This is a genomic window from Brachybacterium netajii (SeqCode) (assembly GCF_054114245.1).
The window spans coordinates 129,245-149,979 of record NZ_JBSYXB010000007.1 but is presented as its reverse complement, the minus strand read 5'-3'; the positions used below and the strand labels follow the sequence as shown (position 1 = coordinate 149,979).

Below are 20,735 nucleotides of genomic sequence, written 5' to 3'. Positions count from 1 at the left end.
GACCGTCATCCTCGCACCGCCGGGGCCGCCGCGAAGAGGGGTCCGAGTCGCGCCAGCTGCTCGGCCGCCCACGGGCTGATGATCCACGGAGCGGCGCCGACGAGGGCCGTGAGCTCGGCGGGATCGACCCAGCGCAGGTCCATCACCTCGTCGGGATGGGGCATCGGTTCCGCGGTCGCGCGTGCGAGGTACACGGGGCAGATCTCGTTCTCGACCACCCCAGAGGCGTCCTGCGCGCGGTACCGGTAGCCCGGCAGCACGCACTGCACGTCGTGCACGGCGAGGCCCAGCTCGTCCTGCGCCCGGCGGGAGATCGCCGCGAGATCGTCCTCCCCGGGGCGAGGGTGCCCGCAGACCGAGTTGGTCCACACCCCGGGCCAGGTGCGCTTGGTCAGGGCGCGCCGGGTGAGCAGCACGCGACCATCCTCCCGCACCACATGGCAGGAGAACGCCCGGTGCAGGGGAGTGCTCTCGGTGTGGACGCTGGCACGGGGGGCGACGCCGCGCGGGGTGCCGTCGGGGTCGACGAGCACCACCACGTCCTCCGGGTCGGAGATCGGTGGAGCCGGGTGGGACATGCGGCCTCCTCGGCGTGCGAGCGATGTGCTTAGCCTATCTATCAAAATGGACTGTACCATCCAGCCATGCGCGATGCCCCTGATGAGGAGGACGAAGGCCTCGGGGACGGGTACTGGTACCCGGAGGCGGACTCCACCACCGCACTCCTCTCCGCCCTGCGCCGGTTCCGTGCGGCCGACCACGACATGCGGCGACGGGTGAGCTCTGACATGGGCATGAACACCACGGATCTCGCCGCGCTCCGCCATGTGATCGCCCATGAGCTGCGAGAGGACCCGATCACGCCGCTCCGCCTCGCGCAGCTGCTGGACATCTCCGGCGCCTCCACCTCGAAGCTGCTGGACCGGCTCACCGCCTCCGGTCACCTCGCGCGCGCTCCGCACCCCCGCGACCGCCGCTCCCGCATCGTGGTGGCCACCGACGCCGGGCACGCCGAGGTGCGCGAGCGGCTCAGCCGGATGCACCGGCGGATGCTCGAGATCGCGCAGGACGTCCCCGAGCCCGCCAGGCGCGCCGCCGCCGACTTCCTCCTGGCCATGGCGGAGCACCTGGAGACCGAGCCGTCGGACTGATCACCGCGGCGACGAGCTCGACCTCGGCATCCGAGCAGGAGCTGGTGCCGCCGACGTGGACGTGCTCTCCACCGTCACGGTGACCTCGTTGCCCTCGATGGTCGCCCCGGCGGTGCCGGACACCCCGGACTGGTTCAGCTCGGTCAGGTGGGCCTCGAGGGTGGTGGATCCGCCATCATCCCCATGGCCCTCGGCGAGCGCGGCGGGGGGGCGGATTGGACGGATCGCACATCGACCCCGAGCGCGGGCCCGGCCCACGGCGAGACCACGAGACCACGCGGGCCCGACCACGACCCGCGAGCCCGGCCCACGAGCGCGGCCACGCTGTCATACGTGTCGGAAACACCGCTGTTACCGACACGTATCACCGCGTCGGCGTGAGAGGTCGACCGAGGATCGCCGCCACCGCCCGCCTCCGGACAGCACGAGGGCCCCACCTCACGGCGGGGCCCTCGCGACGAGTCCCTGTCTCACGGTTTCTCGAGTGGAGACTAGGGGGTCGAACCCCTGACCTGAAGCTCGCAAAGCAGATCGGAAACGCGTGATTCCGGGGCCGTTTAACACGATGGGGCGCACTTGCGGCGAACACTCACGTTTCTGTCGACGCCGAGGAGTCTGTTGAGCCCTTGAAAACAGCAAGGGCGACCGTGCCCACGGCCGAAATCGCGAGGGTTACGACAACCGGCTTACCCTTCTCCCACGCGATCGTTGCACCGTCTGCAACGCCATTGCGCCACTGGCTTCGCTGCAACGCCGCCTCACGCCAGCTGATCGCGTCGACTTCCGTCCAGTCGACATTGATGCCCAGCGCCTCGCCCGTGCGACGAGCAGCGTCGCGTGCATAAGTCACCTGTTCGAACACCTCCGGCACGGCGCGGAAGTGCAAGAGCTTGCGCACGTTGGCTCGCTTCGCAGCGTCGGTCAGTCGTGCGACGAGTGTTGAGAGCACGACGTGCACCTCGGTGCGCTCCTCCGCACGCAGGATGTCAGGCGTGACCCTCCTCATATCAAGTTGATCAGGGTTGGTCGCTGCCGTGCAATTGAGCTCAAGGATCGCGTGCTCATCATGCGCCGTTGTGCACCGCGAAATCACCATGAGCCACAGCCAGACTTCCTCACGAGCACTGATGAGTCGTGCGCGGAGTTCACCAAAGCGCTTCAGCGCTTCAAGATCCTCGGCGATGCCGATGAGCTTGAGAACAGCTTTGGCCTAAACCTGTCTCAGCTCGCGAGACGCGCTGTCGTTCTTCGACCATGTCGTTTGATCTTTCGCACCTTCCAGCTCGAGGGTTCTCGACGCTGCCCGTTGCTCACGCTCGATTCCGGATAAATCCCCGATGATCTCATCCCGTTGACCCCGGAGCACCTGATCGAGCTTGTGATCTATGGTCTCGAGCAGCGCGCGTAGCTGCGCGGCTTCTTGTTCGTGGGCGGGCTGCGACATCGCCCCCCAGCCGAGACAGCAGTGCGGGGTTCTGCAACTGGGCTTTGAGCGTCTCGTATTCGTCAAGAGCTCTTCCGACCTCTCCCATGAACCCGCTCCAGTACGCGAGGTTGTTCCGCGTCGCCAGCGCATAGAAGTCGTCGGGTCCGAGTTCGCGGAGCAGCATCGCGAACTGCTCCCGGGCGCGCGCCCCATCGCCGCTCTCGCCGATCCAGAAGGCGCGGTTGTTTCGCACCAGCAGCACGTCCCTTGTCGAAAGCCCGTCGCTCGCGCCTGTGACGAGAATGTCCTCAAGCAGACGGATGCCCTCTTTCACCTGCCCGTGACGCGCCATCCGGTGCGCAGCGCTCCCACAAGCCGCGACTCTCATCACATGACCGGGTCCGAACATGATCGACGCATCGCGAGCCAGCGAGCCGAAACGGCGCACGGCCATGGCATGGTCCCCTGACGCCCCATGCCAGTAGGCGATGTTGTTCTCGGCGACAAGCCTCACAGCCGGATCCGCATGACCGCGCAGCTCCGCGAGAAGGCTGACGGCTCTCCGGAACTCTCCCCGCACCCCGTGTCGATACGAGCGGGCCAATTGGGTTCCTCCGAGCCCCGGCCAGCGGTCGTCCTCGTCTGCGTGCCTCACCGCACCGTTGAATAGATACGGTCTGGTCTAGGGAAGCAGGGCCGTCCCGTCATTGCGACAGAGAAAATCGCTGGCGCTGAGGATGATCCCCTCATATCCCGAGCCGCCATCGCCGATCTCGCTCGGTCTCGTCGACGACCCCGGGCGATTCAGCTCACTCATTCCCGTGGCCGGCCTTCCACGAATCCCACAGCGACGCGTAGGTCCCGTCGGCGACGACCAGTTCTGCGTGGACGCCGTCCTCCACGATCTCGCCATCCGCGACCACGACGATGCGCGTTTCGTCCGATACGAAGTCAAGTTGATGCGCGACGACGATGACGGTTCGCTCTCGCAACAGCGTGAAGACGCTGCCTTCGAGATCTCCTTTGGAGTGAGCGTCGAGGGCGGCGAAGGACTCATCGAAGATCACGATGTCCGCGTCCGCGACGAGCGCCCGCGCGAGTGCGAGCTGTTGTCGTTGCGCGGCCGTCAAACGCAGCTCGCCTGTCTCGAGCACGGTGTCCAGCCCCTCCGCGAGGCTGCGCGCCCAGGACGCGCCCACCCTCCCCAGCGCTTCCCAGAGCGAATCGTCGTCCGGCTCCCCTGCGCCAAGAGCGAGATTCTCTCGGAGCGTCGCTGCGAACACATGATTCTCCTGGGTGAGAAGCACTGCGCGTCGGCGGAGGCACTCGGGCTCGAGGTCCGCTGCGACCACCCCGCCGATCGTCGCCGATCCCGATCGCGGCCGCTCGATGCCGGCGATCAGCCTGGCGAGGGTCGATTTGCCGCTGCCTGATCCGCCGACGACGACGACGTGGGTTCCCTCGGGGATGCGAAGCTCATCGACTCGAAGCACCTCGGGTCCGGACTCGTACCCGAACACGACGTGGTCGAGAGCTATGCCTGATGCCGCGGTGCGACCGCCCCGCGATTCCGACGGAACCAGTCCGATCCCCTCGATCCTTGCAAGCGCCGCCGACGCGGATTGCAGGTCAGTGAGGGAGTACATGATCCGTTCGAGCGGACCAGCCACGCGGTAGGTCAGCATTCCGCACGCGACGACTGCGCCCACCGTCACGTAGCCGGCGCCAGCCCAGAGGCCGCCCACCCACAGGATCGCGATCACGGGCACGATCTGCGCGATGTCCAAGGCCGGCATGAACCACGACTGGAGACCGACGATCTGCCGAACTCGCTGCCAATGGCCGGTGATGGCCGCGGCACCCGCTGCCTCACGGCTTTCACCGAGCCGGTGGGCTGCGACAGTGAGCCCCCCTGACTCCGTCGCCGAGACGATCTCGGCGATCTCCGCCATCGCCGCCCGCTCCCGCGCGAAGACCGGGGCGGCTCGCTTCGCGTAGCGCCGCGACACGACGACCAGGAACGGGACGACCGGCACGATGAGCATCGCAAGCAACGGGGACACGACAGCCACCGCCGCCACGAGCACCACGAGTTCCAACCCCGCCGCGACGACGCCCGGGCCCGTCTGGCGGAGGACGTTCGACACAGCAGCCACATCGCCGGCTGTTCTCGTCAGCAGATCAGCGATCCCCGCTCTCTCGACGACGGTGAGGGGCAGGCGCAGCGCGCGCTCCATCGTGCGCTCGCGAAGTGACGACGCGCACCGTTCCCCGTATCGGTGGCTCAGGCGCTGACCGAAGCGTGAAGCGAGCAGCTGGCACACGACGGCGATCAACAGGAGCGCGCAGAGGAGATCGACCTGAGTTGCGGTCCACCCCTCGGCTACACCGTCGATCACCTCCCCGAGAGCGATCGGTATGGCGACGCCACCGCCTGCCGCAACCAGGTACAGGGCGAGGATGCACGAGACTGTGGAACGCTCCTGGAACGCGAGACGCAGGAACGCCAGGCGGGAGGCTTTCCCGTCGCTCACCGGCAGCTGCTGAATCACTTGACCGTCATCGATCATCGAGATCCTCCGTCCTTGCGCGGAGTGTCCAGATGGACCACCGTGTCAGCGCACGCGCGCCAGATGCGGGAGCGAGTGGCCACGATCGTGGCCTTCCCCTCCCTCATCTCCTTGATGCGGCGGGCGATGGCCAGCTCCGTGACGGCATCGACCGCCGAGGTCGGATCGCAGAGAAGCAGCGTGCGCGGTTCGCGCGCAAGCGCTCTCGCCAGCGCCAATCGCTGTCGCTGCCCCCCAGAGAGATTGAGACCCCTGTCCTGGATGCGCTGCTGTGTCGCGATGCTTGATCGGATGTCATGCCCGCTGACCGCGTCGAGGGCTCGGTCGACATCGCCGTCGCTGACGTTGAGAGCCTCCGACAGGGATCCGGAGAAGATGTAGTCCTGATCGGAGACCAGCAGGACGTCGCGGCTGGCGCTCCGCGACGACCAACTTGTGAACAGGCTCCAGGCGTCCCGCATCTCGCGGGGAACGAGCACGGTCAGCCCTCCGTGCTCGGGCGGTATCTCGGACCTCGCGGATGCCGGCTCCGCCGAGGAATCCTTGCGACCCATGGAAAGGAACTCCGACACTCGACGGGCCGACACCCTGAGGGCGACGATGGCTTGAGCATTGCCCAGGAGGGATCCCGAGTACATGACGAGTCCTGTCGCATACCCGAACGCCGCGGCCAATTCGCCCACCGATATCGCACCGGCGAGGCAGAGTCGTGCGCCGAGCCATAGGACGATCGTCATGTAGGCGAGCGGAACCGCCTGCTGAAGTGCGTAGATCCAGCTGCTGTGGTTCGAGACCGCATAGGAATCGGCCACGAGGTCGCGGGAACGACGACGATAGCGTTCGCCGAACCTGGCCTCACCTCCCAGACCGCGCAGCACGCGGATCCCCTGAATCATGTCAGCTGCGGTGCGCGCCGTCTCGGCAAGGCTCTCCCGATAGTGATCCGATCGGCGCTCCAAGCGCTGGAGAAGCGGGCCGGCGACCGCCGTGGTTGCCCAGACGCCGACGGCGATGGCGATCCCCAACGACGGATGCATCTGCCAGACCAGGACGATGCCCACGGAGAAGGCGATGAGGTTCATCACGCCGTGAGCCGTCGTGGAGAACACCGAAGCCAGAACCTCGTTGTCGTTCGTGACGACATTCACAGTCTCACCGAGGCTCAGATCTTGCGTAGAGTCCCGCGGATCCTGTGACACTCTCCTGTTGACGGCGAGGTTCACATCACGACGGGCACCGGCTTCGAGCAGACCGAGCATCCTGAACCCGACAGCATAGGAGACGGGATTGACGAACGAGACGGCAGCGAGCGCGGCCCCCCATCGAAGGAGCGCCTCCGCATCACCGCGCATGACCCCTTCGTCGACGATCTTCGACAAGAACCACGGAACCACCATGTGCACGACAGCGGCGAGCGCCAGGAGCGCGATCGCCACCGTGAGCCTGCCACCGCGCGGCAGAACGAGGGCGCCCATCAATCGCCAGGGATCTCGCAGTTCTCCGCGAAGTGCGAGATCGAAGAAACCCCGAGAAGCCCGAACCATGTCCTACGCTCCAGATCTGATCAGGTTCACCGTTGCCGACTGCTTCTGCGGGTCGCTGCGGAGCGACCCTCGAAGTGCCGAGGTCACCGTGTTCGACTCCGGCTTCCGCACTCCGCGAACCGACATGCAGACGTGCTCGCACTCGATGACGACGATCACTCCCTCCGCGGCGAGGAACTCCACGAGCGCATCTGCCACCTGAGACGTGAGCCGCTCCTGCACCTGCGGCCTTCGGGCGAACACGTCGACCATACGCGAGAGCTTCGATAGTCCCACCACGGCGCCGGAGGCTCCCGGAATGTAGCCGACGCTCGCCTTGCCTGAGAACGGCAGAAGGTGGTGTTTGCAGAACGAGGAGACGCGGATGTCTCGAACGATCACCAGATCGCGGTAGCGCTCCTGGAACACCGTCCCGAGCGCAGCCTCCGGATTCTCATGCAGACCGGAGAATGCCTCTTCGTACGCGCGGGCGACGCGGCGCGGCGTGTCCCGGATCCCTTCTCGACCAGAATCCTCCCCGATCGCCCATAGGATCTCGAGCACGGCGCGCTCGATTCGTCCCGTATCGACTTCGCGTCTTATCGGCCGCTCGTCGATCGTGCGGATGCCGGTCACGTCGTCCACTCTAAGGTCTTGGGCGCATCCACGGCGCACCGTCCCTCACGCGGTCCATCAGGCGCCCATGATTCCAGGGAAGCGGCGGCACACGTGGGCGCACCCTACTCTGAACCGCCCCGGGTCTGGTGGAGGCTCTGAATCCACGGGAGGAAGAGGACCATGGCAGCACCGAGGAAGTACCCCGAAGAGCTTCGGGAGAGAGCCACGAGGATGGCCGTTCAGGCACGGCGTGATCCATCGACGAGGTCGGGCACGTTCCGCCGTGTGGGCGAGCAGCTCGGGATCAATCCCGAGACTCTGCGCGACTGGGTCGTGCAGGCCGAAGTCGACGAGGGACACCGTCCAGGGACGACGACCAGCGAGTCCCAGCGCCTGGCTGAACTGGAGAAGGAAGTGCGTGAGCTGCGCAGGGCGAACTCGATCCTGAGGTCAGCCTCGGCTTTCTTCGCGGCTGAGCTCGACCGCCCACAGCGCTGATCGTGGAGTACATCGACCAGCACAAACACGAGTTCGGCGTCGAGCCGATCTGCCGCACTCTCACCGCAGCGGGCACCCAGATCGCGCCGAGCACGTACTACGCGAGCAAGACTCGCCTACCCTCGAAGCGATCGCTACGCGACGAGGAACTGCTGGTCGAGATCAGCCGGGTCCACTCCGCGAACTTCGGCGTCTACGGGGCGAAGAAGGTCCACGCCCAGCTGCGTCGTGAGGGCGTCGACCGCGCGCGCTGCACGGTCGAGCGGCTCATGCGCGCCGCAGGGCTACGAGGAATCAGCCGGGCCAAAGGCCCACGCACCACGATCCCCGGCCGCGGCCCTGATGGCCGTCCCGACCTGGTCGAACGTGACTTCACCGCAACCGCTCCGAACCAGCTTTGGGTCGCGGGCATCACCTACTGCCGCACATTCGATGGCTGGGTGTATGCCGCATTCGTCATCGACGTGTTCTCCCGCCGCGTGGTCGGCTGGCAGCTGTCGAAGTCGCTGCGGACCGACCTCGCGCTTGATGCTTTGGAGATGGGCATCTGGACCCGGGATCACGCAGGCCAGGCGGTCTCCGGGCTCACGCACCACAGCGACAAGGGCGTTCAATATGTCGCCATCCGCTACACCGAGCGCCTTGCTGAGGCCGGCGCGGTCGCCTCGGTCGGCTCCACCGGTGACTCCTATGACAACACCCTGGCCGAGGCCTTCAACTCGCTATTCAAGGCCGAGCTGGTCCGCAACCGCGGGCCCTGGAAGAACATCGACGACCTCGAAATCGCGACCGCGGAGTACGTCGACTGGTTCAATCACCGGCGACTACACGGCGAGATCGGCATGATCCCGCCCGTCGAGCTCGAAGACGTCTACCATCACCAGGCCGTGCCAGCACCCGCCGACGCGGCACTTGCGAGCCTCTAACAAACCCGGGGCGGTTCAGGCATGCGAAGAGCCTTCCATGAAGACCATCGACTAGCGACGTCAACTGGAAACCGAGCCATCGGTCAGGTCAATGTGACACCTGATCGTGCATCGGTCCCGTGACAGTCGGATAGTCCGACGGCCACGACTACCGGACTACTACTACCCGACCGCGCGATGAAAGACGCCGCCAGCTCGTCACCGCCACGCGGCATCGATCAGGTCGGGGTCAGCAAGATCCCCGAAGGCCGCCGCCGATCGGCTCCAGTCCTCTTCTGTGATCGGCGCAGCGGGGCGGACCCGAGCCTCCGCTCCAGACGCCAGCGGAGGTGCTTACTGCGGGACAGCCCGAGTGCCGCCGCCTCAGCATCGAGACGCTCGACCGCCGGTTCGCTCAGTCCGCGGATCGGGGCTCGCCATGGGCACCACCTCCGCGCCGACGCTATGGCGCGAGCCAGGGCGCACGGGGCGCACCGTGCGAACCCTCTCGCATCTCCCCTGGTCACAGCGTCAGCCCCCGGGGCGCACAAGGCGCACCCGACTCATCACCGAGTACTACTCGGATGCCACCATTTCGCTACCGCCGCCCGCGAGGAGTTTTGCCACTGCGCTGGTACCAAAACACATCCTCAACTGCGTAGACATAGAAGGGGCCCCCTCCCGAAGGAGGGGGCCTCTGCTGTCATACATGGTGGAGACTAGGGGGGTCGAACCCCTGACCTGAAGCTTGCAAAGCTACCGCTCTACCAACTGAGCTAAGTCCCCGTGTTCAGTTATCCGATATCAGGACCGCGGAGCGGGAACCGGCTGAGTCTTCGAGGATGCGGGGCGGGGGGTCTTATCGACCTCAACCTTCTCGGCTTCGGCCCACAAATCGTTGCGAAGATTGTCAGCCTCGACCTTGCGCCACACGAGGATTCCCGTCGCTGCGGCACCGATGAGGATGGCGGCGACTCTGATCAGTTTCTTCACGAATCCTCCGATCATCGAAGTGGGCCTAACTGGACTTGAACCAGTGACCTCTGTCTTATCAGGACAGCGCTCTAACCGACTGAGCTATAGGCCCGTGGGGGATTTCCCGGAGCGACCGGTTCCTACCACCGACAGACCACTTTACCGGCGCCGTCCGGCGCCGTCCAATCGAAGAGCCCTGCTGTACGGCACATCACAGCGTCAGGCGTCGAGCGTACAGTGCCCTCATCCCAGCCCGCACCAGGGATCGAGGAACCATGTCCGATGCGCCCGCTCCTCCATCCTCGCCGCCCGCGCTCCTGCCGATGCTCGCCGGGATCGTGGCCGGCGGCGCGCTGCTGGCCGTCGCCGAGCTGACCGGCCTCGTCCTCGGCTCCTCGGCGACGCCGCTGGCCGTCGTCGGATCGGTCGTCGTCGATATCGTCCCCGCCGGGCTGAAGGACCTCGTCATCTCCCTGTTCGGGACCGCCGACAAGCTCGTGCTGATGCTCTGCATGGGCATCGTGCTGACGCTGCTGTGCGCGGGCATCGGGGCTCTCGGCGCACGGAGGCCGGGCGCCGCGGCGCTGGCGCTGGCCGTGCTCGGGCTGATCCCCACGGCCGCCGCGCTCACCCGCGCCTCGGCGACCGCGGCCGACGCGGCGCCCTCGCTCGTCGGCACCCTGGCCGGCGTGATCGTGCTGTCGGCGCTGCTGTCCTCCGTGATCCCCGACCCGGCCGGTCCCGCCCCCGTCGGCCCCGCCCTCGCGGATCCCGGCACCGGCGAAGGCCGGGTCCGTGAGACCGCCCGCGGCCGACGGAGCCTGCTCGTCCTCGGCGCTGCCGGCGCTCTCGCGCTCGTCGTCGGCGGCGGCTCGCGGCTCGTCGCCGGCGCCCGCTCGACCGCCCAGAAGGCCGTCGAGGCCTTCCGCGTGCCGACGCCGGACCGCAGCGCGCCCGCCGTGCCGGCGGATGCGCAGGTCACGATCGTCGGCATGCCCGACGTCATCACCGCGAACGACGACTTCTATCGCATCGACACCGCCCTCGTCGTGCCCCGGGTCGACACGGAGGACTGGTCGCTGCACATCGACGGCCTCGTCGAGCAGGAGCTCGAGCTGAGCTTCGCGGAACTGCTGGAGGAGTCGATGATCGAGACCCGGGTGACGCTCACCTGCGTGTCCAATACGGTCGGCGGGGACCTCGCCGGCAACGCCACCTGGATCGGCGTGCCCGTGCGCACCCTCCTCGCCCGGGCCGGCGTCGCGGCCGATGCCGACATGGTCCTGTCCCGCTCGGTCGACGGCTTCACCGCGAGCACGCCCCTGGAGGCCCTCACCGACGATCGCGACGCGATCCTCGCGGTCGCGATGAACGGGGAGGCCCTGCCGCGGGAGCACGGCTATCCGGTGCGGATGGTGGTGCCGGGACTGTACGGCTACGTCTCGGCGACGAAGTGGGTGGAGCGGCTCACCGTCACGCGCTTCGCCGACGACACCGCCTATTGGACCGACCGCGGCTGGTCCGAGCGCGGGCCCATCAAGACGGCGTCCCGGATCGACGTGCCCCGCTCCGGCGGCTCGCTCGAGCGCGGGGCCGACGGCGCCGCGATCCTCGGCGGGACCGCCTGGGCGCAGGGCCGCGGGATCGCCGCGGTCGAGGTCAGCATCGACGACGGCGACTGGCAGCAGGCGGAGCTCGCGGCCGCCCTCAGCGAGGACACCTGGGTCCAGTGGTCGCTGCGCTGGGACGACGCCGCACCGGGGGATCACACGGCGACCGTCCGCGCGATCGACGGCGAGGGCGAGGCCCAGACCGAGGAGGTCGCCCCGCCGGCGCCCGACGGAGCAAGCGGCTGGCACAGCATCGGCTTCACCGTCGTCTGAGGCCGCGGACTACCGTGGAGCCATGACCGAGAATCCTGCCGTCGAGAATCCTGCCGTCGTCGCCCTGCAGGCCGCCGGCCTCGAGCACCGGCTCGTGCGGCATGGGCGCGTCGCCTCCCTCGCGGAGGCGGCGGCCGTGCGCGGCGTCGAGCCCCGCGACATCGTCAAGACCCTCGTGGTGCGCCGTGGGGAGTGTGACTTCCTGTTCGTGCTGGTGCCCGGGGATCGCGAGATCTCCTGGCCGAAGCTGCGGGCCGTGCTCGGCGTGAACCGGATCTCGATGCCCGACAAGGAGGTCGCCCGCGAGGTCACCGGGTACGAGCGCGGCACGATCACCCCCTTCGGGGCGAGCACCGCGTGGCCCGTCGTCGCCGACGCCTCGCTCGTCGGTGAGCCCGGTCGACGGATCTCGCTGGGCGCGGGCGAGCACGGGGCCGCCGTCGTCGTCGAGGCGGAGGCTGCCCTCGCGCATCTCAACGCCCAGGTCGCCGACGTGACGGTCCTCCAGCAGCTGTCCTGACCGGACGGACGGCGCCGCGACGCCGCGACGCCGCGAGGCCGCGAGGCCGAACGGCACAGCGGGCGGGCACCCTTCCCCAGGTGCCCGCCCGCTGCGGTTCGGAGGGACCCCGCGGGGCCCGCGCTCAGCGCCTCACTCGTCGGTGAAGGTGAGCTTGAGGCCGCCGAGCAGGGCGGCGACCAGGTTGTAGAGGAACGCGAGGAGCGTTCCGAGCGCGGTGATGATGACGACGTTGATCACGGCCACGACGGTGCCGTAGCTGACCATCTTCGAGAAGCTGAAGAAGTCCATGAAGGGCAGAGGCGACCCGCCGTTGAGATCGCGCCCCAGTTGGTCGATCTGGCTCCACAGGCCGATCGCGTCGACGAGGTTCCACAGCAGCACCACGGCCACCACGGTCGCCACGCCGATCGCGATCGCGATCAGGAACGACAGCTTCATGACCGAGAACGGGTCGAGCCGCGCGAGGGTCAGGCGCACGCGGCGCGGACCGCGCCGCTCGGCCCCGTCGGCCGTCGGCTTCACGGGGCTGCGGCTGGCGCCCTTGGACGCCTGCCCCTTGCCGCCGCCGAGACCGGTGTCGAGCGATCCCGTGTGGTCGGGGTTCGCCGACGGGCCGCTGCTCCCCGACGCCGGGAGCGCAGAGGTCGCACCGGACGTGCTGGTCGGTGTATTGCTCGTGCTCACGGGGTCACTCCTCGGTGGTGCTCTCGCCGAACGCCGTCGGATCGGTCGGGTCGGACGCGTCCGAGCCTAGAGCATCGCCCTCCGCCGACGCGTCAGCCGCCACGGTCTCCACCGAATCGCCATCCTCGCGTTCCACGGCGCCCTCAGCCTCCGGGTCGACGAGCTCCGGCGCCTCGACGCCCTCCAGCTCCTCGTCCTCCTCGGACTCGGGGCTGGTGGTGACCAGCAGGATGCGGTCCTTCTTGTCGGGCTTGGCGAAGACGACGCCCATGGTGGTGCGGCCCTTCGGCGGGATCCCCGCGACGCGGGAGCGGACCACACGGCCCTTCTCCATCACCACGAGCAGCTCGTCGGTCTCGTCGACGGTCGCGGCGCCCACGAGGTGACCGCGGTCGTCGGGGAGCTTGGCGACGCGGATGCCGAGGCCGCCGCGGCCCTGGATCCGGTACTCGTCGATCAGCGTGCGCTTGGCGAAGCCGCCGTCGGTGACGGTGACGACGTAGCTGCCGGGACGGGCGACGTCCATCGCGAGCAGCTCGTCGTCCCCGCGGAACTTCATGCCGGTGACGCCGCTGGTGGCGCGGCCCATGGAGCGCAGCACGTCGTCGGAGGCGGGGAAGCGCACCGACTGGCCGTTGCGGGAGACCAGCAGCAGATGGTCGTCGGCGTTCACCGCGCGCGCCGCGATCACGCGATCGGGCTCGGGACCCTCGGGGCCGTCGATGTCGCGCAGGTTGATCGCGATGATGCCGCCGGTGCGGTTGGAGTCGAAGGCCGTCATCGCGGTCTTCTTCACCAGGCCCGAGCGGGTCGCGAGCACCAGGTACTCGGCGTCCTCGTAGGTCGAGATGGCGAGCACCGAGGCGATGTGCTCGTCGGGCTGGAAGGCCATCAGGTTCGCGACGTGCTGGCCCTTCGCATCGCGCGCCGCCTCGGGCAGCTCGTAGCCCTTGGCCCGGTAGACGCGCCCCTGGTTGGTGAAGAACAGCAGCCACTGGTGGGTGGTCGTGGTGAAGAAGTGCTCGACGATGTCGTCGGCCCGCAGCGCGGCGCCGCGCACGCCCTTGCCGCCGCGCTTCTGCGCACGGTACTGGTCGGTGCGGGTGCGCTTGACGTAGCCGCCGCGCGTGATCGTGACGACCACGTCCTCCTCGGGGATCAGGTCCTCCATCGACATGTCCGTGTCGAAGGGGAGGATCTGCGTGCGACGGTCGTCGCCGTAGCGGTCGACGATCTCGCCGAGCTCCTCGGAGACGATCTCGCGCTGCCGCACCGGGGAGGCGAGGATCGCCGTGTACTCCTCGATGAGGGCTTGCAGGCGGTCGTGCTCCTCGATGATCCGCTGGCGCTCGAGGGCGGCCAGGCGGCGCAGCTGCATGGCGAGGATCGCGTTGGCCTGGACCTCGTCGATCTCCAGCAGGCCCATCAGGCCGGTGCGCGCCTCGTCGGCGTCTGGTGAGCGGCGGATGAGGGCGATGACCTCGTCGAGCGCGTCGAGCGCCTTGAGGTAGCCGCGGTAGAGGTGGATCTGCTCCTCGGCCTTGCGCAGGCGGTAGCGGGTCCGCCGGACGATGACCTCGATCTGGTGGCGGGTCCACTCGCGCACGAAGGCGTCGATGGACAGCGTGCGCGGCACGCCGTTCGACAGCGCCAGCATGTTCGCGGAGAAGTTCTCCTGCAGCTGGGTGTGCTTGAACAGGTTGTTCAGCACGACCTTCGCGACGGCATCGCGCTTGAGGGTGATGACGAGGCGCTGGCCGGTGCGGCCGGAGGTCTCGTCGGTGATGTCGGCGATGCCCTGGATCTTGCCGAGCTTGACCATCTCGGCGATCTTGCGGGCGAGGGTGTCGGGGTTGACCTGGTAGGGCAGCTCGGTGACGACGAGCGACATGCGCCCGTTGATCTCCTCGGTGGAGACGACGGCGCGCTGGGTGATGGAGCCGCGGCCGGTGCGGTACGCCTCCTCGATGCCCTTGGTGCCGACGATCGTGGCGCCGGTCGGGAAGTCCGGGCCCTTGATCCGCTGGAGGCAGGCCTCGAGCAGCTCGGGCTTGGTGGCCTCGGGGTTCGTCAGCAGCCACTGGACGGCGTCGGCGACCTCGCGCAGGTTGTGCGGCGGGATGTTCGTCGCCATGCCGACGGCGATGCCGGCGGAGCCGTTGACCAGCAGGTTCGGGAAGCGGGCGGGCAGCACGACGGGCTCGTCGACGGTGTTGTCGTAGTTGCCCTGCATATCGACCGTCTCCTGGTCGATATCGCGCACGAGCTCGAGGGCCAGCGGTGCCATCTTGCACTCGGTGTATCGCGGGGCGGCGGCGCCGTCGTCGCCGGCGGAGCCGAAGTTGCCCTGGCCGAGGATCAGCGGGTAGCGCATCGACCACGGCTGCACGAGGCGGACCATGGCGTCGTAGATCGCCGAGTCGCCGTGCGGGTGGTAGTTGCCCATGACCTCGCCGACGACCTTCGCGCACTTCGAGAAGGAGCGGTCGGGGCGGTAGCCGCCGTCGTACATCGCGTAGACGATGCGGCGGTGCACGGGCTTCATGCCGTCGCGCACGTCGGGCAGCGCGCGCGAGACGATCACGCTCATCGCGTAGTCGAGGTAGGAGCGCTGCATCTCCTGGTTGAGGTCGACCTGCATGATGCGGTCGGCCTCGCCCTCGTCGAGCGGGTCGACGAGCGTGACGGTGCGCTCGGCGGCCTCGGCGCCGGAGAGCTCGGTGGAGCCCTCGGGGACCGTGCCGGCCGGGAGGTCGGGCGCGCCGGGCAGACCGGCGTCGGGCAGACCGGCGTCGGCGCCGCCCGTCCCGTCGGGGATCGGGCCGGAGCCGTCGGGGGTCGGGCCGGAGCCCGGCTGCTCGGGAGTGCTCGGGTCCTGCGGGGTGTCGCTCATGCGGGAGGCCTTTCGGGTCGGGCCGGTTCTGCGGCCCCGCGCGCGCCGTGCTCGTCGTGCTGGTCGAGCACGGCGCCGCGGCGGGGGCCGACGGATCGGAGGGGTCCGACGCCGGGTCCGCTCCGACGACGGGTCGGGCGGCCGCGGCGGCGGGCCGGGGGATCAGATGTCGAGGAAGCGCACGTCCTTGGCGTTCTCCTGGATGAAGCGGCGCCGGGACTCGACGTCGTCACCCATGAGGACGGAGAAGATGGTGTCAGCGTCGGCGGCCTCGTCGACCGTGACCTGCTTCAGGGTGCGGGAGTCGCGGTCCATGGTGGTGGTCTGCAGCTCCTTCCAGTCCATCTCGCCGAGGCCCTTGTAGCGCTGGATGCCGTTGTCGCGGGGGATCCGCTTGCCGGCCGCGCGGCCGGCCTCGAGGCTCGCGTCGCGTTCCTCGTCGCTGAACACGTACTCGTGCGGGGCGTTGGACCACTTGATGCGGTACAGCGGCGGCATGGCGATGAAGACGTGGCCGAGCTCGATGAGCGGGCGCATGTACCGGAACAGCAGCGTCAGCAGCAGCGTGCAGATGTGCTGGCCGTCGACGTCGGCATCGGCCATCAGGATGATCTTGTGGTACCGCAGCTTGCCGGCGTCGAAGTCCTCTCCGATGCCGGTGCCGAAGGCCGTGATCAGCGAGCGGACCTCCTGGTTGTCGAGGGCGCGGTCCAGGCGCGCCTTCTCGACGTTGAGGATCTTGCCGCGGATCGGGAGGATCGCCTGCGTGCGCGGATCGCGGCCCTGCACGGCGGAGCCGCCGGCCGAGTCGCCCTCGACGATGAAGATCTCGCACTCGGCGGGGTTCCGGCTCGAGCAGTCGCGCAGCTTGCCGGGCATGCCGCCGGTCTCCAGCGGCGACTTGCGGCGGGTCGCGTCGCGGGCCTTGCGGGCAGCCTCACGGGCCGCGGCCGCGGCCTGCGCCTTCGACACGATCGCGCGCGCCTCGTTCGGATGCGACTCGAACCAGGCGGTGAGCTGGTCGTTCATGATCTTGACCATGAACGTGCGGGCGATGGTGTTGCCGAGCTTGGTCTTGGTCTGGCCCTCGAACTGCGGCTCGCCGAGCTTGACGGAGACGACGGCGGTGAGGCCCTCGCGGATGTCCTCGCCGGTGAGGTTCGGATCCTTGTCCTTGAGGATCCCCTGCGCCTTCGCGTAGCGGTTCACGATCGAGGTGAGCGCCGTGCGGAAGCCCTCCTCATGGGTGCCGCCCTCATGGGTGTTGATCGTGTTGGCGTAGGTGTGGACCGACTCCGAGTAGGCCGTCGTCCACTGCATCGCGACCTCGGCCGCGATGTGGTTCTCGGTGTCCTCGGACTCGAAGGAGATGATCTCCGGGTGGATCACCTCGGCGCGCTTGGCGCCGTTGATGAACTCGACGAAGTCCTCGAGACCGCGGTCGTACTTGAAGGTCCAGGTGCGGGGGCCCGCGGGGGCCGCCTCGGCCTCCTCGCCCTCGATGCCGGCGTCCTCGACGTCGTCGAGGGCCTCCGTGGCGACGGGGCGCTCGTCGGTCAGCGTGATCGCGAGGCCCTTGTTGAGGAAGGCCATCTGCTGGAAGCGCTTGCGGAGGGTCTCGACGTCGTAGACCGTGGACTCGAAGATCTCCGGGTCCGCCCAGAAGGTGATCTGGGTGCCGGTCTCCTCGGTCTCCTCGCCCTGCTCGAGCGGGGTCAGCGGCGTGCCGCGGCCGTAGGCCTGGCGCCAGACGTGGCCGTCGCGGCGGATCTCGACCTCCATGCGGGTCGACAGCGCGTTGACCACGGAGGAGCCGACGCCGTGGAGGCCGCCCGAGACGGCGTACCCGCCGCCGCCGAACTTGCCGCCGGCGTGCAGCACGGTCAGCACGAGCTCGACCGCGGGCTTGTTCTCGGTGGGGTGCATGGCCACGGGGATGCCGCGCGCATGGTCGACGACGCGGACGGCGCCGTCGGCCAGGACCGTCACCTCGATGGAGTCGCCGTGCCCGGCGAGGGCCTCGTCGACCGAGTTGTCGACGATCTCCCACACCAGGTGGTGCAGACCGCGCTCACCGGTCGAGCCGATGTACATGCCGGGACGCTTGCGGACCGCCTCGAGGCCCTCGAGGACCGTGATGTCCGAGGCGTCGTAGTGCGTGGGGGAATGCGCCTCGGTCTCACCCGCGCTCGCGTGCGACGCCTCCGGGGCGTCGGCCTGTTCGGGCATGGGTCGATCGCTCTCGCTCACCTGATGTGGCTCCTCGCAGTCCGGGACCCCCGGTCGAATGCGGCACCGAGGGCGGTCCGGCGTGAGCGGGGAGGCGGCAGCGGTTCCGCTCTCGTGCGATCGGCGCGCCATCGCGCGCTCGCGAACGACCCCGCACGATCGGTGCGGAGGCGGAACCGGCGTCGTCCCCCTGAACAGTCCCGGGGTCGCCCCCGGAGCATCTGCCGGACCTGACCCATTCTAGCGCGCTCAGAGCGTCTCCGCCCGCATACCGCCCCGATTTCTGTGGACAACTAGAGGAGGATCTCGCGTTCTACGGCCCGGAGCGGGCCCCAGAACCGCTCAGGGGCACCGCTCGGGAGGTCGGGTACACGTCCGGGGGTCCTGGAGCGCCTGCGGGGCGTCTGCGGACGGCCCGTCGGCGCCCGGATCGCGGGCGCCGGGACCCGTCGGCACCGTCTGCCGACACCGCCCGACGGCACCGCTCGTCGGCACCGCCCCGACGCCTCAGCCGTAGGTGTCGCGCGGTCCCCGCCAGGTGACCGTCCGACGCCCGCGCTTCCAGCTGCGCTCGGCCGCCGCCGGACCGGTCACGCGCATCTCGGAGACGACGTGCGCGCCCACGTGCTTCTCGATCGAGGTCACGATCTGCGGGGTCAGCATGCGCAGCTGCGAGGCCCAGGCCGACGACGACGCGCTGACCACGAGCACGCCCTCCTCGAAGGACACGGGCCGGCAGTGCGCGGCGACGCGCTCGCCCACGATCTCGTCCCACTCCTCGAGGACCCGTCCGGTGCTCATGCCCTCGTTCCAGCCGAGATCGGAGAGCACCCGGCGCAGCACCCGCTCGACGCCCTGCGGGTCGCGCGGATCCGGCCGCGCGCCCGAATAGCCGGGCGAGCGTCCGCTGCGATCGCGGACATCACGCCTGGCCTGCGTCTTCGCCGAGATCGGGAAGAGCCCGCGGTCGCGGGCGGCGGCGCGCGAGCGGTTCACGGTGCGGCGCGCGAGCTCGAAGGGATCGTCCTGGCGGGCGAGCTCCGGCGGATCGACGAGCTCCTCCGGGGGAGGACCCGGCCGACGGTCGTCCTCCTCGCCGACGGGGCCGCCCGGCCCGGTGTCCACGACCCTGTCCCGCCAGGCGGCCCGGGCCTCGCGGAGGTCGCGGTCCGTCCGCAGCTCGCGTCCGACGGGCGCGGCCCGCATCGTGGAGCGGGCCGGGGGGCGGGATGCAGGATCGGCGGCGCGGCGCAGTGCAGGATCGGCCGAGGGGCGGGATGCAGGATCGGCCGCGGGGCGCGGTGCCGGCGCCGGGGTCTGAGCCGGGTCCTCGATCATCTCGTGCAGCGGCAGCGGGGTGGCGGAGGCGCTCGACGTGCCCCGCCTCGGAGTCCGTGCCGATCTCGCCGCGGGCGCCCCCGGCTCGTCGGTCTCCGCGGCGGAGCGCGTCCAGGTCGAGAGGTCGTAGGGGTTCGCGAGCCGCGGTCGCGCCGATGCGGCATCGTCCACCTGGTCGCCGACGTCGCCGGCGCCGTCGGCCCCCCTCCAGCCGCCGCCGCGGGGCGGTCTCATGAGGCCCACCCGCTCATGAGGCCCACCCGGTCCGGGTGCGCGGCACCGCCGATCCGAGGCTCACATCGACCAGGTGGATCTCGCCGGCGAGCGACGCGGGGATGTCGGAGTCGTTGGCCGTGGTGATGAGCACCTGGGAAGCATCGGCGACTATCCGTCCGAGCCGCTCCCGACGATGCGCATCGAGCTCGCTGAACACGTCGTCGAGGATCAGGATCGGCTCCCCGTCGCCGAGGTCGCCCTCCTCGAGGCGCAGCAGATCGTAGGAGGCCAGGCGCAGCGCGAGCGCGAGCGACCAGGACTCGCCGTGGCTGGCGTAGCCCTTCGCGGGGAAGTCGTGCAGCCGGATCTCGAGGTCGTCGCGGTGCGGACCGGCGAGGCTGACGCCGCGGTCGACCTCCTCGTCGTGGCGTCGGGCGAGGATCTCGAGCAGGGCGTCATGGATCTCGCGGGTGCCGGGCAGCTCGCCCGGACCGGCGCCCAGCTCGTCGAGGACGTCGGAGCGGTAGGCGATGTCCGCCGGGGAGGAGACCTCTCCGCGGCGCTCGGGCGGCAGGCCGAGCGCCTGCTCGGCCCCTTCGTCGGTCGAGACCCGCAGGTAGGAGTAGCCGAGGTGGGGCCGCAGGCGGTTGACCAGGTGGAGCCGGGCGCGGAGCAGCTCGGCACCGTGCCGCGCGAGCTGCTGGTCCCAGACCCCGAGGGTGCTCGCCGCCGACTCCGCCGGGTCGAGGCCGCCGACGGAACGACCCGCGCCGCCGCGCTTCATGCCGCGCATCTGCTTGAGCAGGTTGCTGCGCTGCTTCAGGACGCGGTCGTAATCGGCCTTGACGGCCGCGAAGCGCGGGGCGATGACGAACAGGAGCTCGTCGAGGAAGCGCCGACGGCCCTCGGGATCGGCCTTGACCAGGCCCAGATCCTCGGGGGCGAAGAGCACCGCACGGACCTCGCCGAGCAGGTCCCGCAGGCGGGCCACGTTCTGCCCCTGCAGACGAGCGCGGTTCGAACGGCCCGGCGTGATCTCGAGGTCGACCTGCAGCGGACGCCCGGCGCGCACGAAGCTCGCCCGCACGATCGCCGTGGACGCGCCGCGATGCACGAGCGCGGCGTCGTGGGAGACGCGATGGCTCGAGAGCGTCGCGAGATACCAGACGGCCTCGACGACGTTGGTCTTGCCCTGGCCGTTCTTCCCGACGAGCACGGTGATGCCCGGGGAGACGCCCAGCTCGAGGCGCGGATAGGAGCGGAAGTCGGTCAGCTCGAGAGCGGTCAGCTGCACGGGGTCACC

The 20,735-nt window shown here is 69.3% G+C and carries 16 protein-coding genes, 2 tRNA genes and 1 other annotated feature; of the genes, 4 read left to right on the top strand and 14 right to left on the bottom strand.

Annotated elements, in window-relative coordinates; all coding sequences use genetic code 11:
• Positions 1 to 5: 5 nt before the first annotated feature.
• A complete protein-coding gene (idi, locus tag ACXET9_RS13070) occupies positions 6 to 578 on the bottom strand; it encodes an isopentenyl-diphosphate Delta-isomerase (RefSeq protein ID WP_457887070.1) in 573 nt (190 codons plus the stop codon).
• A gap of 66 nt (positions 579 to 644) precedes the next feature.
• On the opposite strand from idi, the gene ACXET9_RS13065 reads away from it, so the two are divergent.
• Positions 645 to 1,151: a MarR family winged helix-turn-helix transcriptional regulator gene (locus ACXET9_RS13065; protein ID WP_457887069.1), complete on the top strand. Its 507-nt coding sequence runs from the start codon at positions 645 to 647 to the stop codon at positions 1,149 to 1,151.
• A 589-nt stretch (positions 1,152 to 1,740) separates the two neighbouring features.
• On the opposite strand, the gene ACXET9_RS13060 is transcribed toward ACXET9_RS13065, so the two are convergent.
• The 5 genes from ACXET9_RS13060 to folE all read right to left on the bottom strand — a co-directional run bounded on the left by ACXET9_RS13060 (position 1,741) and on the right by folE (position 7,306).
• Positions 1,741 to 2,247, bottom strand: a complete 507-nt coding sequence (locus ACXET9_RS13060) for a hypothetical protein (RefSeq protein ID WP_457887068.1) — start codon at positions 2,245 to 2,247, stop codon at positions 1,741 to 1,743.
• A 247-nt stretch (positions 2,248 to 2,494) separates the two neighbouring features.
• On the bottom strand, positions 2,495 to 3,091 hold the full coding sequence (locus ACXET9_RS13055; protein ID WP_457887067.1) for a hypothetical protein: 597 nt from the start codon (positions 3,089 to 3,091) through the stop codon (positions 2,495 to 2,497).
• 295 nt (positions 3,092 to 3,386) lie between these two features.
• Entirely contained in the window at positions 3,387 to 5,147 is a 1,761-nt protein-coding gene (locus tag ACXET9_RS13050; protein ID WP_457887066.1) for an ABC transporter ATP-binding protein, read from the bottom strand.
• The gene (locus ACXET9_RS13045) at positions 5,144 to 6,583 is read right to left on the bottom strand and encodes an ABC transporter transmembrane domain-containing protein (RefSeq protein ID WP_457887065.1); all 1,440 of its coding nucleotides are present in this window, start codon (positions 6,581 to 6,583) and stop codon (positions 5,144 to 5,146) included. The genes ACXET9_RS13050 and ACXET9_RS13045 overlap by 4 nt, the downstream gene beginning before the upstream one ends.
• Positions 6,584 to 6,694: 111 nt before the next feature.
• Complete coding sequence (gene folE, locus ACXET9_RS13040) at positions 6,695 to 7,306, bottom strand: GTP cyclohydrolase I FolE (RefSeq protein ID WP_457887064.1); 612 nt, start codon at positions 7,304 to 7,306, stop codon at positions 6,695 to 6,697.
• A gap of 162 nt (positions 7,307 to 7,468) precedes the next feature.
• Here folE and ACXET9_RS13035 point away from each other — a divergent pair.
• Positions 7,469 to 8,712 (top strand): IS3 family transposase gene (locus ACXET9_RS13035; RefSeq protein ID WP_457887063.1). Its coding sequence is split into 2 segments (ribosomal slippage): positions 7,469 to 7,763 and positions 7,763 to 8,712, totalling 1,245 coding nucleotides; the frame shifts between segments, so codons are not numbered across the junction.
• Positions 7,747 to 7,875: a sequence feature (AL1L pseudoknot), on the top strand. (Overlaps the previous gene by 129 nt.)
• A 689-nt stretch (positions 8,713 to 9,401) precedes the next feature.
• Here the strand turns inward: ACXET9_RS13035 and ACXET9_RS13030 are convergent.
• The 3 genes from ACXET9_RS13030 to ACXET9_RS13020 form a co-directional block, all read right to left on the bottom strand.
• Positions 9,402 to 9,477, bottom strand: a tRNA-Ala gene (locus ACXET9_RS13030).
• 18 nt (positions 9,478 to 9,495) lie between these two features.
• A complete protein-coding gene (locus tag ACXET9_RS13025; protein WP_457887062.1) occupies positions 9,496 to 9,684 on the bottom strand; it encodes a DLW-39 family protein in 189 nt (62 codons plus the stop codon).
• Positions 9,685 to 9,704: 20 nt separating this feature from the next.
• A tRNA-Ile gene (locus ACXET9_RS13020) sits at positions 9,705 to 9,778 on the bottom strand.
• Positions 9,779 to 9,941: 163 nt separating this feature from the next.
• Between ACXET9_RS13020 and ACXET9_RS13015 the strand changes: the two genes are divergently transcribed.
• Positions 9,942 to 11,549, top strand: coding sequence for a molybdopterin-dependent oxidoreductase (locus ACXET9_RS13015; protein ID WP_457887061.1), 1,608 nt, complete (start codon positions 9,942 to 9,944; stop codon positions 11,547 to 11,549).
• Between the two features lie 22 nt (positions 11,550 to 11,571).
• Positions 11,572 to 12,069 (top strand): aminoacyl-tRNA deacylase, encoded by a 498-nt coding sequence (locus tag ACXET9_RS13010; protein ID WP_457887060.1) that lies wholly within the window; start codon positions 11,572 to 11,574, stop codon positions 12,067 to 12,069.
• Between the two features lie 132 nt (positions 12,070 to 12,201).
• On the opposite strand, the gene ACXET9_RS13005 is transcribed toward ACXET9_RS13010, so the two are convergent.
• From ACXET9_RS13005 to recF, 5 genes are all read right to left on the bottom strand, one after another.
• A complete protein-coding gene (locus ACXET9_RS13005; protein WP_457887059.1) occupies positions 12,202 to 12,756 on the bottom strand; it encodes a DUF3566 domain-containing protein in 555 nt (184 codons plus the stop codon).
• 4 nt (positions 12,757 to 12,760) lie between these two features.
• Positions 12,761 to 15,649, bottom strand: coding sequence for a DNA gyrase subunit A (gene gyrA / locus ACXET9_RS13000; protein ID WP_457887058.1), 2,889 nt, complete (start codon positions 15,647 to 15,649; stop codon positions 12,761 to 12,763).
• Positions 15,650 to 15,811: 162 nt separating this feature from the next.
• The gene (gyrB, locus tag ACXET9_RS12995; protein ID WP_457887057.1) at positions 15,812 to 17,899 is read right to left on the bottom strand and encodes a DNA topoisomerase (ATP-hydrolyzing) subunit B; all 2,088 of its coding nucleotides are present in this window, start codon (positions 17,897 to 17,899) and stop codon (positions 15,812 to 15,814) included.
• Positions 17,900 to 18,385: 486 nt separating this feature from the next.
• Positions 18,386 to 19,450, bottom strand: coding sequence for a DUF721 domain-containing protein (locus tag ACXET9_RS12990; RefSeq protein WP_457887055.1), 1,065 nt, complete (start codon positions 19,448 to 19,450; stop codon positions 18,386 to 18,388).
• A 13-nt stretch (positions 19,451 to 19,463) separates the two neighbouring features.
• Positions 19,464 to 20,726, bottom strand: a complete 1,263-nt coding sequence (recF, locus tag ACXET9_RS12985; RefSeq protein ID WP_457887054.1) for a DNA replication/repair protein RecF — start codon at positions 20,724 to 20,726, stop codon at positions 19,464 to 19,466.
• Positions 20,727 to 20,735 lie beyond the last annotated feature (9 nt).

Bases quoted from the DNA above. Each gene is read 5' to 3' on its own strand.
- idi (WP_457887070.1), bottom strand. From the start codon at position 578: ATGTCCCACCCGGCTCCACCGATCTCCGACCCGGAGGACGTGGTGGTG.
- ACXET9_RS13060 (WP_457887068.1), bottom strand. From the start codon at position 2,247: ATGGTGATTTCGCGGTGCACAACGGCGCATGATGAGCACGCGATCCTT.
- ACXET9_RS12990 (WP_457887055.1), bottom strand. From the start codon at position 19,450: ATGAGACCGCCCCGCGGCGGCGGCTGGAGGGGGGCCGACGGCGCCGGC.
- ACXET9_RS13015 (WP_457887061.1), top strand. From the start codon at position 9,942: ATGTCCGATGCGCCCGCTCCTCCATCCTCGCCGCCCGCGCTCCTGCCG.
- ACXET9_RS13010 (WP_457887060.1), top strand. From the start codon at position 11,572: ATGACCGAGAATCCTGCCGTCGAGAATCCTGCCGTCGTCGCCCTGCAG.
- ACXET9_RS13065 (WP_457887069.1), top strand. From the start codon at position 645: ATGCGCGATGCCCCTGATGAGGAGGACGAAGGCCTCGGGGACGGGTAC.
- gyrA (WP_457887058.1), bottom strand. From the start codon at position 15,649: ATGAGCGACACCCCGCAGGACCCGAGCACTCCCGAGCAGCCGGGCTCC.
- ACXET9_RS13050 (WP_457887066.1), bottom strand. From the start codon at position 5,147: ATGATCGATGACGGTCAAGTGATTCAGCAGCTGCCGGTGAGCGACGGG.